The 12,073-nt window shown below is 33.7% G+C and carries 13 protein-coding genes; 4 read left to right on the forward strand and 9 right to left on the reverse strand.

The features are described 5' to 3' along the window. Positions 1 to 240: 240 nt before the first annotated feature. Positions 241 to 1,173 (reverse strand): manganese-dependent inorganic pyrophosphatase, encoded by a 933-nt coding sequence (ppaC, locus tag M014_RS0106635; protein WP_026591017.1) that lies wholly within the window; start codon positions 1,171 to 1,173, stop codon positions 241 to 243. A gap of 181 nt (positions 1,174 to 1,354) precedes the next feature. Between ppaC and M014_RS0106640 the strand changes: the two genes are divergently transcribed. Beyond that, positions 1,355 to 2,161: an alpha/beta fold hydrolase gene (locus M014_RS0106640; RefSeq protein ID WP_026591018.1), complete on the forward strand. Its 807-nt coding sequence runs from the start codon at positions 1,355 to 1,357 to the stop codon at positions 2,159 to 2,161. A 520-nt stretch (positions 2,162 to 2,681) separates the two neighbouring features. Here the strand turns inward: M014_RS0106640 and M014_RS0106650 are convergent. Both M014_RS0106650 and M014_RS0106655 read right to left on the reverse strand, forming a co-directional pair. After that, a complete protein-coding gene (locus M014_RS0106650) occupies positions 2,682 to 2,990 on the reverse strand; it encodes a YxcD family protein (RefSeq protein WP_026591019.1) in 309 nt (102 codons plus the stop codon). Then, a complete protein-coding gene (locus tag M014_RS0106655; RefSeq protein ID WP_026591020.1) occupies positions 2,978 to 3,427 on the reverse strand; it encodes a hypothetical protein in 450 nt (149 codons plus the stop codon). Before M014_RS0106655 ends, M014_RS0106650 begins: the two co-directional genes overlap by 13 nt. A gap of 273 nt (positions 3,428 to 3,700) precedes the next feature. Between M014_RS0106655 and M014_RS0106660 the strand changes: the two genes are divergently transcribed. Then, complete coding sequence (locus tag M014_RS0106660; RefSeq protein ID WP_026591021.1) at positions 3,701 to 4,465, forward strand: DUF1836 domain-containing protein; 765 nt, start codon at positions 3,701 to 3,703, stop codon at positions 4,463 to 4,465. Positions 4,466 to 4,505: 40 nt separating this feature from the next. Here M014_RS0106660 and M014_RS0106665 read toward each other — a convergent pair whose 3' ends face one another. After that, positions 4,506 to 5,636, reverse strand: coding sequence for an HD domain-containing protein (locus M014_RS0106665; protein WP_026591022.1), 1,131 nt, complete (start codon positions 5,634 to 5,636; stop codon positions 4,506 to 4,508). Between the two features lie 334 nt (positions 5,637 to 5,970). Here M014_RS0106665 and M014_RS0106670 point away from each other — a divergent pair, with 334 nt between their 5' ends. Further along, the gene (locus M014_RS0106670) at positions 5,971 to 6,576 is read left to right on the forward strand and encodes a DedA family protein (RefSeq protein ID WP_026591023.1); all 606 of its coding nucleotides are present in this window, start codon (positions 5,971 to 5,973) and stop codon (positions 6,574 to 6,576) included. Positions 6,577 to 6,648: 72 nt separating this feature from the next. Here M014_RS0106670 and M014_RS0106675 read toward each other — a convergent pair whose 3' ends face one another. Next, positions 6,649 to 7,128, reverse strand: coding sequence for a DinB family protein (locus tag M014_RS0106675; protein WP_026591024.1), 480 nt, complete (start codon positions 7,126 to 7,128; stop codon positions 6,649 to 6,651). A 159-nt stretch (positions 7,129 to 7,287) separates the two neighbouring features. On the opposite strand from M014_RS0106675, the gene M014_RS0106680 reads away from it, so the two are divergent. After that, positions 7,288 to 7,512, forward strand: a complete 225-nt coding sequence (locus tag M014_RS0106680) for a hypothetical protein (RefSeq protein ID WP_026591025.1) — start codon at positions 7,288 to 7,290, stop codon at positions 7,510 to 7,512. Positions 7,513 to 7,575: 63 nt separating this feature from the next. Here the strand turns inward: M014_RS0106680 and M014_RS0106685 are convergent, their stop codons facing one another. From M014_RS0106685 to M014_RS0106700, 4 genes are all read right to left on the reverse strand, one after another. Further along, positions 7,576 to 8,103 (reverse strand): GNAT family N-acetyltransferase, encoded by a 528-nt coding sequence (locus tag M014_RS0106685; RefSeq protein WP_026591026.1) that lies wholly within the window; start codon positions 8,101 to 8,103, stop codon positions 7,576 to 7,578. Positions 8,104 to 8,255: 152 nt separating this feature from the next. After that, positions 8,256 to 9,878, reverse strand: a complete 1,623-nt coding sequence (locus M014_RS0106690) for a peptide ABC transporter substrate-binding protein (protein WP_026591027.1) — start codon at positions 9,876 to 9,878, stop codon at positions 8,256 to 8,258. A 39-nt stretch (positions 9,879 to 9,917) separates the two neighbouring features. Beyond that, positions 9,918 to 10,919: a C40 family peptidase gene (locus M014_RS0106695; RefSeq protein ID WP_026591028.1), complete on the reverse strand. Its 1,002-nt coding sequence runs from the start codon at positions 10,917 to 10,919 to the stop codon at positions 9,918 to 9,920. Between the two features lie 78 nt (positions 10,920 to 10,997). Beyond that, positions 10,998 to 12,047: a dipeptide epimerase gene (locus M014_RS0106700; RefSeq protein ID WP_026591029.1), complete on the reverse strand. Its 1,050-nt coding sequence runs from the start codon at positions 12,045 to 12,047 to the stop codon at positions 10,998 to 11,000. Between the last annotated feature and the right edge of the window lie 26 nt (positions 12,048 to 12,073).

Genomic DNA, 12,073 nt, shown 5'->3' on the forward strand with positions numbered 1-12,073 from the left:
TATTACGTTCTTTCCCCTCTTCTCTTTCAATCCCATAAAATCTACTTCATAATAAAATCATAGCATTTTTCATTCACGGATAAAAATAGTAGGTTTTTCTTTTCTTCCTGACCAAGGTTTATTTTTTCTAAATGAAATAGGAAAAGAATAGACCTTGATATCCGAAATTTTATCCTTCCTAAAAACAAAAAAGAACAAGCAGACTGTATATCTGCTTGTTCTTTTACATCCGAAGTACTCTTATAGAGCTTGGAACGTTTCTGTTAATACAGGAACGATTTGTTTTTTACGAGACACAACACCTTTTAAAGTTGCTGTATTGTTTTCTAACGTTACGTTGTATGCTTTCTCAACAACATTCACTGCTTTACCGATTGCAAGACCAACTGAATCGTTCGTTAAGATATCAGTTACAACGAATAAGAATAGGTCTAACCCTTTTTCTTCTACTACTGCAGAAATTACCTTTTCTAATTCCGCTTGGTGTACAAGAACGTCGTTTGTATCAACAGCGTTTACTTGTGCAATTTCAACTTTTGCATCGCCCATTTGGAATTCTTTTGCGTCAAGTGAGATTAATTGCTCCATTGTTTTACCGCTTAAATCTGCACCAGCCTTTAACATTTCTAAGCCATAGCTTTCTGCGTCAACACCAGCGATTTCTGCTAATTCACGAGCTGCCGCTACGTCCTGTTCTGTGCAAGTTGGAGATTTGAATAGTAAAGAATCTGAGATAATTGCAGATAACATTAAACCTGCAACCTCTTTACGAATTGCAACGCCATTTTCTTTGTACATTTTGTTTAAGATTGTAGCTGTACAACCAACTGGCTCACAACGATAGTATAAAGGATCGCTTGTCTCAAAGTTTGCAATACGGTGATGATCGATAACTTCTAACACACGAACAGATTCGATATCGTTAGCACTTTGTTGACGTTCATTATGGTCAACTAAAATAACGTTGTCCACTTCGTTTGCTACTGTCTCAACAAAACGCGGTCCTTCTACTTTAAAATGATCTAACGCAAATTGAGTTTCACCGCTGATTTCACCTAAACGTACAGGCTCAGCATTCATTCCTAATTCTTTTTTTAGCTCTGCATAAGCAATTGCAGAACAAATTGCATCTGTGTCTGGGTTTTTATGCCCGAAAACTAGTACTTTTTCCATGATTTCCACCTCTTCATGAAAAGGATATCTTAAAGAAGCAAATATGACAATATTTTAAACACATTTTTTATAAATAAAATCAAGTTTTTATCATATTCACAAAAAACATCCCTCTTCTCCTATATTAAAAGGAAAAAAATTTGGAAAAACGAATAAAATCATGAAAAGGAGGTTTATTATTATGCCTATTATAAAGCTTGAAAATGGTGTGGAATTATATTACGAAGAACAAGGAAAAGGTACACCTATTCTTTTTCTCCACGGTGTTTGGATGAGCAGCCGTTTTTTTCATAAACAAATTCCTTATTTCAGTGAAAAATATCGTGCGATCTCGATTGATCTACGAAGTCATGGGCGCTCTCCTCATATTGAAACTGGACATACGATTGCAAACTATGCCCATGATGTACACGCTTTTATAGAAAGCTTATCATTAAAAGATGTCATCTTAGTAGGTTGGTCGATGGGAGCATTTGTTGTATGGGAATATATAAAGCAATTTGGAGAACAAAATATTAAAGGTTCTGTTATTATAGATGAATTAGCGTCTGATTTTAAATGGCCTGATTTCCCTATTGGTGCCTTTGATTTCGCAACACTCATTCACTTCATGAGAGAAGTTCAAACAAATCAAGCGGAGTTTCTAAAGGGGTTTATCCCTCTCATGTTTAAAAATCCCCTTTCTACAAAAGATGCAACTTGGATGCTTGAAGAAGTAACAAAAGTTCCAGCTTCTATTGCGAGTGCTATTTTGTTTGATCAATCTGTTGTTGATTACCGTGAAGAATTAAAGTCAATTACCAAACCAACTTTACTTTGCTTTGGTAGAGAAGAAAAATTAATTCCAGTAGCTGCGGGCGAACATCTGCATGAACATATCCATAATTCTAAGCTTGTTATTTTCGAAAACAGCTGTCATTGTCCATTTCTAGAAGAAACTGATCATTTTAACAATGTGCTTCATTCTTTCTTCCAATCACTTTTATAATAATATATTTTAAAACAAAAGGGATTTTCAGAATCAAAACTTTACACTTTGATCAATCGTAACTTTTTCCTTAGCACTATTTCTTTCTAGTTCTTTACATTTTTCTTCCCAAGATTCAATGCCTTCACATCCTGCTTTTTTCTGACTTTCATAATCCTTCAACATTTTTTAAGCAGATTTTGTTAAAAGTAAAATTGCAAGAAAGTTAAGTTAAGCCATACTTCCTATCCTTCAATCACCAAGATTCCATCAAAAAAGCAAAGGCATTCACCTTTGCTTTCTTTTCTTTCCTTATAGATGCTCTAACTAATTATTTGTAGCCTTTCCCATTGGATCTTTAGATAAAAACAGTATAATACCAAATAAAGCTTTTCCCCATCTATAATTGCACCATACCTAAAAGTTCATAAGCATAAGAAATGAATTCGATTCTCTCCGCTTTCAAGTTCCAGGTTTATTTCATTTTAAAATATACATACTAAAAAAGAGCTGGCGAGATTACTCTCAACAGCCCTCTTTATTACTCATCCGAGTTATTTAAATTCGCTAATGCGAAAATACCTTCATTATCATCTAATTCAAGTTGTAATCTTGCTGCAAATGGATTGATATTATATTCCCTATCAAGCCATAAGCGAAGTGCTTCAATTAAGTTTGCTTGAATTAAAATTTGCTGGCGACCATTTACTTCTACTTCAGCAGAAAAACCATAGTCATCATCATACATCAATTCAACTAAAACTGCTTCTGGACCAACTTGACGCTTTTCTGCAATATATACACATAGTGCATTTATAAGCTCTTGTTCAGAGATTTTTATCGTTTCCATACTGCTTCTTCCGCCTGTTTCTTACGTTGATTTTTGAAATATTTAAATGCTCGAATCGCTAACATGACGATACCAGCCATTACTAACATATTTACCATGAACGCTAACACAGAACCAAGTGCTCCCATGTTTGCAAATAAGCTTCCCATTAATAAACCACCAAGACCACCTAGTAATAAACCTTTCATAAAGCTTCCTTTATTACTCTTTGGTGCTGTGTTTGATGCTTTTGTTTTTGAATCAGGGTTTGTTTTCTGTGCATTCACATTAGAATCTTTTTTATTTAAATCCACTTTCGAATTCTGTCCTGAACTTGGTGTAAATGATTTTTTACCTGATTTGTAACTCTTCGCTGCTGCATGATCTACGAAAACAAAACTGCTAGCTCCAAAAACAACCATAAATGCAGTCATTACTGTAACGAGTTTTTTCAACATAGTATATCCAGTCTCCTTTTACTATAGATATATGTGAAATCTATCTTTCTCTAAAATAAGAATGATAGATTTATTTTAAAGTTAAATAAAAAGTTCTTATGAACCTATTATATGAACTTTTATTGAAATAAGCAAGCGTTATTTACTTAACTTTATTAATAATTTAAAAAAACTTAAGTTAACAGGAAAAATAAAGAAAAACAGAATTGACTTTACAAGCAACTAAACATAATATAAGTTCATAAGAACTTTTATAATTTTGGAGGTGAAAAGATGGAAACATTTCATCTCACACGAAACGAAATGGCGACGCTCCTTCTTTCTCTTAGAGGATGGAATACAAAAAGGCCTCTCGTTATTTTGCAAGAAGCTTGGGCAAAGTCACATAAAAAAGATATTGAGTGTGGTCAAAGTGTTACAGCTTTTATTACAACCGCTCTTTCACCTATTTTTGAAAAACTAATTAAAATTGAAGATACAGATATTGGTTTTTCATTAAATGAGATTGTTGCGCTTGGTAATCAAATTGAAAACACCAGTTTTTCGGTAACAGCTATGCAAAACTGGGTAAAACGAGATATAAAAGAAATGATCGGTTCACCACAAAAAGGAAAAAAATATTCAATTGAACAAGCAGCATTATTATTTATTGTAGAAGATTTGAAAACTGCACTAGACTTTGAATCTATACGTAAGTTATTAAGACTTATTGTAAATGATCCAGCCGATCGAAGTGATGATTTAATTAATCCTGTTCATCTATACGTTGCTTACTCCTCTTTATTTGAAGAGTTGAATCAAGGTGGTTGTTTACAATTAAACGCGACTGATACCGTTCGTACAATTGAAAATATTGTAAAAGAAAAAGCGGATAAAATCGCAAGTAAATTTGACCAAATCAACAATGAACAACGGGAAGCCATTCGTAATGCGATTATTATCGCAACGCTCTCTGTACATACCGCATATGTACAAATGTTGGCAAAACGCTATGTATCGGCAACATTATTTCTACAAAATTTAGATGTGAAACCATAAAAAAGAGGAGCGAAATTCGCTTCTCTTTTTTTCTTTCTTATTATAAATAGTACATATACTCTCTTTTTGGCAAAGCGACCATTTCTTGAATGTATTTGGATAGCTCTAAAATATCCATGAAATGCGAATTTTTATTTATATAAATACCACCTATGTATGAACTATACCCTTTCTTTTCCTTCATAACTTCCGATATATATCGAACTTCTTTTTTATAACATGCAAAGTCACCTTCTAATCCCGATTCCCAATCTAAACTTCGTGATTTTGAAAGATATAATTGAGCTAACTCTGCTAATTGCTCATGTTCCGATACTGCAAAATACTTCATTTCATTTAAAATAACCTCATCAACTAAATGGACAAAATCTTTTACTTCTAATTCTTTTTCTCTTTTTTGAAAAAAGTTTTGTAATAGTGGGCTATAAAATGAAATGTTATCTTCTTTTATCTTCTGAAAAATAAGTTGAAATAATAAATCTTTTCCCACTACAAATGGATGACCAAATCCATTATGATAAAGAGCGCTTTTCACCTTTACTAGATGCTCTATATACGGTACTCCAGATTCTTCAATGACAAGCTTTTGATTCACCATACGCATAGTAGAAATGAGTTTCTCAATTGGAATTCTTTCTACTTGTAGTGATGAATAATATAAATCACGATTCCAAAAATCAAGCTGATCCATACCCAATGAACAAAACAAGAGTTCATCGATAATTGGAAAACTATTTTCTTCTGACAAGGCTTGGATTACATCTTCTAATAAATTAGGTGTCCGTTCTAAGATAGTACGTACATCTCTATCTTCTTGAATAATCTGTATCGTCCAATCACCATGATCTTGACCAGATATTCGTTGGAAGCAATGTGAATATGGACCATGCCCAATATCATGAAGAAGAGCTACTATAGAAACAACTTTCTGCTCATATTCTGTCAAATCAATGTCACTGATTGTAGTAAGATGCGTTATAACTTTATTTACAAGTACATATACCCCTATAGAATGTTCTATCCTTGTATGTGTTGCATTCGGATGTAAATAATATGTATGTCCTTGCTGTTTAATATGAGCCAATCTTTGAAATGCTTTTGTCTTTATTAATTCAATGATATCTCTATCTTGAATCGAAACCCTTCCATAAATTGAATCTGTAATCTGCACAGTTTCCCCCTCCTCAAATAATAAAATTCCTATTATATTATATCGAATTTTCTGTTTATTAAAAACTTCATTCTCCTTTAAGTATGAGAAATTTTTAATATACTTTTTATTGTCTCTTCATGAAATTCCAATTTGTATACCTTACTATAAAGATTAGAAACAAGATCGTACAACACTATCTTTCACAAATACGTAAAAACCTTAAAATAGCTATACGGTAAACGTTTGATGTATAATTTATATATGAGAAATCAATTATATATTATTTCCCTAAACAGTAAGTGGCATTTCACCTCTTACAATTTTTAAAAATTTATGGACTAGAAGGTGCAACATGTTAGGTAGTTTTATTCATTCCGTATTATCATTTTTAGAAGGCCTTGGTTATTGGGGCGTTATGCTTGGACTTATGATTGAGATTATCCCAAGCGAAATCGTTCTCGCCTATGCAGGTTATTTAGTATTCTCAGGAAACATCTCATTTGTAGGAGCCGTTGTATTTGGTACGATTGGTGGTGTTATCGCCCAAATCTTTATTTATTGGATCGGGCGTTACGGGGGAAGACCTGTACTAGAGCGCTATGGTAAATACATTTTCATCCATAAAAAACAAATTGATGCCGCAGAAGCATGGTTTAACCGCTATGGAACCGGTGTTATTTTCACAGCACGATTCATTCCAGTCGTTCGCCATGCCATTTCGATCCCTGCCGGAATTACTAAAATGTCACCTATACGCTTTATTACACTTACAGCTCTTGCAATTATCCCATGGTCTATCATCTTTATCTATTTAGGCGAAAAGCTAGGAGAAAATTGGGGTAATATTAACGAAGTAGCTGGACCATATGTGACATCGTTCGCTATTGGTGGAGTCATATTAATTGTTTTATATTTCACTTTAAAAATATGGTTTAAAAAACGAAGAAAACTTGGTTAAATGAATCACTTAAGATAACGACTTAAAAACACCATCAACTGAATTGATGGTGTTTTTTAAGTCGCTATACTTTTATAATTGAATCTGGTTACTTTTTAAAAAATCAATGATTTCTTTTTTATGCTTCAAATCATGTTGAACAAGAATCAAAAAATAATCATTTAACTTCATACTTTCTTTTCCGAATTGATAATCATTATTAAAATTTTGACCAGGAATCTCTTTTATAAGACTGACTAAACGCTCTCTTGTAAGAGTGAATTGATTAATTATCCCATCTTTTGAAATACCAGATCTTGCATATTGAATAGCACTATTATTCATTTTCTCAACATCATTTGAAACATTCGGTAGGCTTTCTAAATGTATGAAATAAGATACCCTATGTTGAATTAAAAACTCGTCCCAAATTATAAAATGCGAAATAACATCTGCAATTCCCCAGGAACCATTTCGAAATGCTTTAAACCATATATCATCAGGTAAACTCTTTAATCCCTTGCACCATTCTATTAAACTTAACTTTTCCTTCAAAATAGATTCTTTACTCATGAGCCTCTCCTTGTTCTTTAATTTTCATTACCATATGTCATTCACATCGACTTATTCTAGACGGTATAAGAAAATCCTCCTGCATTAAGTAAACGCAAACGGATAAGCAACCATTCCTTTCCTAAGTTCGTATATTATCGTAAAAGGAGGAATTTACACATGCATTGGCAACAAAAAGTTCAATATTTAATCGGTAAGCCTGTCGGAGTTTCTTTAGTAAACGGTCAAGGAACATCTGGAGTCTTATGTGGTGTACACGATGGACATATTTATTTGTATGAATACTTATATCAAGCGCAATTTGCAATGAAACATTATGATTTTAGACAAATTCAAGATATACATCCTTTTCCAAATTGTCCACAACAAAACCCTTTATATTAAAAACAGGAGCAGCTTCAAAAAGCTGTTCCTGTTTTTATGTTTGTCCTACATACTAATCAATTTTTATTGAAATACATTCTTAAATTCATAATATAATAATTGACGTCCATCATAATCTACATCGTGCGTGTATGTAAATCCAATCTTTTCTAAAACATTCTTCGATTTCTCATTTGTACTTTTAATTCTTGCGATTAATTTTTGAACCTTCAAATCATGAAATGCATATTGAATCGATGCATGAGTAGCCTCTGTAGCAAACCCGTTCCCCCAAAACTTCGGATCAAGAAGGTACATAATCTCCACATCTCTTGTTTCATCGATATATCTTAAACCACAATGCCCCATTAGTTCTCCCGTTGTTTTATGAAATAGGAACCACACACCAAAACCATTTTCAGTCCAATGTTTTATGATTTTTCCAACATACTGCTTGGCTTCTTCCCTTAACATCCCTCTAGATACTGCAAGCCATCTACCAACTTCATCGTTTTTCACAATTTGATGGAATGCATCAATATCTTCTAAAGTAGGTCTTCTCATTAAAAGTCTTTCTGTACGAATTGATTTGTCATTGACCTGGATTGACATATTCTCTTCCCCTTCATAATAAGTTTACTTCGTTAAATTATATCATGAATTTTCTTTCATTTTATATTGCAAATCCTAAAACAACGATATACATCTATAGAAAAAAACAGACTATCGTTCAACCGAAGTCTGTTTTTTTCTATACTTCATTTTTATTTTTTCACATCTGCCCATTTCAAGCTAGTTGCTGGCCCAAATTGATGTACATATAAATCTTTTACATATGACTTTTGTAAATAAGATAATCCTCGCTGGAACACCGGTGCAATTACCACTTCATCAAGTAGCATTTTTTCTGCATCTTGCATCGCTTTCCAACGTGCCTTTTCGTCATTTCCTAATTCCATTTTTATCTTTTTAATTAATGAATCATATTCTGGATTGGCATAGCCTGTATTATTGACGCCACTTTCTGAAATAAATACTTCTAAGTACGTCATTGGATCTGGATAATCAGGTAACCAACGTGATAATGACATTTCATATTCTTTCTTTTTCTCTAATGCTAGTTTCTGAGAGTGTGGTTGTAACTTCACTTTCACGGTTAATCCTGGTAAGTTTTTCTCCAATTCTTCTTTAATAAATTCTCCTACTTTTTTAAAGTTATCTAAATCATAGTTTAGCATTTCTAACGTAACTTCATTCATTCCTGTTTCTTGCTTCGCCTTTTCCCAATATTCTTTTGCCTGTTTTACACTCGTTTTATTAAACTCTGTCGTTGTTTCCCTGAAATCTTTTTTATCCGGCCCTTTCAAGAAGCCATTTGGAACGTAGTAGTTGGCAGGTACTGATCCATCGTTTAAAAATGAAGTCGCAAGTCCCTTTTTATCAAAAGCCATACTAAGTGCAAGACGGGCATTTTTATTTTTCAGAATTGGTACATTTTCATTAAAACGGAAGAAATACATAACAGGATCAGTATATTGCTTTAACTCTTTATCATTTTTATATTTATCAACAAATTCTGTCGAAATAACAGCACGATCTACTTTATCTGTTTGATATAAATTTACTACCGTCGAAATTTCTTTAACAATTTGGTAATTTACTTCATCTAATTTCACTTCTTTTTTATCCCAATATTGATTGTTTTTCTTCATTGTGAAACTTGCTTCATGCTTCCATTCTGACAATGTAAATGGCCCGTTATATAGAGTTGTATTCGCTTCCAAACCATATTTATCTCCTTGTTTTTTTGCGTACTTTTCGTTAATTGGATAAAAGGATGGTAAACAAAGTAATTTTGTAAAATACGGGACAGCATGTTCTAACTCTACAGTAAACGTTTTATCATCTTGAGCTTTTATCCCTAATTCATCCAGCCCCATTTGCTTCTTGTTTATCTTTTCTGCATTTTTCACGTCATACATGATATATGCATATTCAGAGCCAGTTTCGGGATTAACAAGCTGTTTCCAAGCATATACAAAATCATGTGCTGTTACAGAATCACCATTAGACCATTTCGCATCACGTAAATGAAATGTATATGTTTTTCCATCTTTACTAACCTCATACTTTTGCGCAATACCAGAAATGACCTCATCGTTTTTTGAAAGTCTAAACAATCCTTCCATTACATTATTTAATACGTTAAATGCAACAGCGTCCGTTACTTTTAAGGAATTTAATGATGGAATTTCTCCTGTCTCAGTTAACTGCAATATTTTCTTCTCTTCTTTTGGTTTTGTAGTCGTTTTTTCTTTTCCACAACCAGCTAAAAATGAAGAAAGTAGTAACGTACTAACTAATGAAAAACGAACAACTTTGTTCATTCGAAAACCCCCTTGTATTATTGTTCTATTACTCTCTTATTAAGGTAAATAACGACGTGCTCCTGCATATTCTTCAATGTAACCCGGGGTGTTTACAGGAATAATTTCAACTGTTTTTGCTGCATTTGGAGAATGAATCATTTTTCCATCTCCAATATACATGCCCACGTGATGAACACTCCCTTTTCCTTGATTGTACGCAAAGAATATTAAATCACCTTTTTGCAAGTTTTCTCTTTCAACAGCAATCCCCGCTTTTGATTGTGGACCTGAATCCCGCGGAATTGTGATACCATGTGATTTGTAAATCGTATGTGTGAAGCCCGAACAATCAAATCCAAAACCACTTGTTCCAGCCCATATATACGGTAACCCTAAAAATAATTTCCCAGTATTCACTAAATCATCACCTGTTGGAATAGGAATGTCATTTTGTGATTTATATACTTTTCCGTCATTTTTCCGTAACCATGCTTTTTGTCCGTTTGGTAATAATACTCGATACGACATATTATCTTCACTTATTAGTGGTAAACGTGTGTTATAACTAACCTCTAAAGATTTATATTTATCAGATGGATTAATGTATAAAATAGCTGTCGACTTTGTAATTAGAACGAATGGTTGCTCCTTTTTTTCTGCAAATTCTTGATTATAGGTTAGCTGTTTTACTGGAACCCATCCTGGATAACCAGCCTCATTTCTTGGCGTTGGCTGACCATGAACAACTACTTTTGCCCACTCACCTTGCCGATCAATGATTGTTACTTCCTGCCCCAATAAAGCTTGTGTTTCTAATTTATTTGTACTTGTTAACCAAAGCTTTTCATCAAGCGTCATTGATTTCGTCCATTTCCATAAATCAACAGGATTCGTTGCACTTGGCTCATCAATAGGACGAAGCAAATTGGGCCCAGTCCATAATGTTGCAGCCGCTACATCTACATATGCTTGATTACCTTTTACATCTTCAGCATTCGCTACAGAAAAAGTTGAAAATACTAACAAGCAACTAAAAAACATAGTAATGACTTTCCTCATAAACACATCCCCCTTTTATTAATATTTCTCCCTGTTCAAAAAAATTGTGACTTCAAAGAAAACCCTTCTGCTGGAATTTTATTTTATATTCACTGCATGATGCAGGTTTACCTTTGGTCCGTTATATGTGATTCCGCTCAGCTCTTCCATTAACCATAAAGGAGCATCAAGATCAAAGTAATGAATATTTGGATGAGCGGCTGCTACATGTGCAATTGCTGTTACGGAAAGCGATGATTCCATCATGCTACCAACCATACATTTTACACCGGCAGCGCCGGCGATATCAGCAATCTTCCACGCTTCCCGTATCCCGCCGCATTTCATCAATTTAATATTTAATAGATCAGCATACTGTCCTTGAACAAGCTTTAAAGCGTCCTGCGCTGAGAAAACACTTTCATCAGCCATAATTGGTGTTTGTACATGATCTTTTACATATTTCATTCCTTCCCAATCTTTCGCATGAACGGGTTGCTCTACAAATTCTATATTTAATTTTCTATTTTCCATTTCCCGAATAATCGCGACAGCTTCTTTTGGACTCCAACCTTGATTCGCATCTAAGCGCAAAGTAACATCCTTCGGTACACTATTTCTGATTGCTTCAATACGCTCTAAATCCAGATCGGCTGATTTACCAACTTTAATTTTCAATATGTGAAATCCTTTTTCCACATGATTTTTTGCTTCTTTGACCATTAATAAAGGCTCATCAACACTTACTGTAATGTCTGTTCGAATCTCTTTCTTTCCACCAAGTAACGCATATAATGGCATATTATGAAGTTGACAATATACATCATATAACGCCATATCTACCGCTGCCTTCGCACTCGTATTTCCTACACAGCTCATTTGAATTTGTAACAGTAATGTTTGAAAGTGCTGCAATTCTTTCCCGATTAATACAGAGCGAATCGGTCCTAAAATAGCCTCTTCCATTCCACTCGCAAAGTCCCCAGTAATAACCGGAGTCGCGGCTCCAGCTCCTTTTCCTACAATACCTTCATCTGTGTGAATAAAAACATCAATACTTTCAATTTCAGTTACAGTGCGCAATGCTGTTTTAAACGGTGTATGAAGCTTGATATAGCGCCGTTTTAACGTTAGATCCATGATTTTCATTTTCATTCATCCTTTCTGTCCAATAA

Source organism: Bacillus sp. UNC437CL72CviS29, assembly GCF_000482345.1.
GTDB lineage: Bacteria > Bacillota > Bacilli > Bacillales > Bacillaceae_G > Bacillus_A > Bacillus_A arachidis.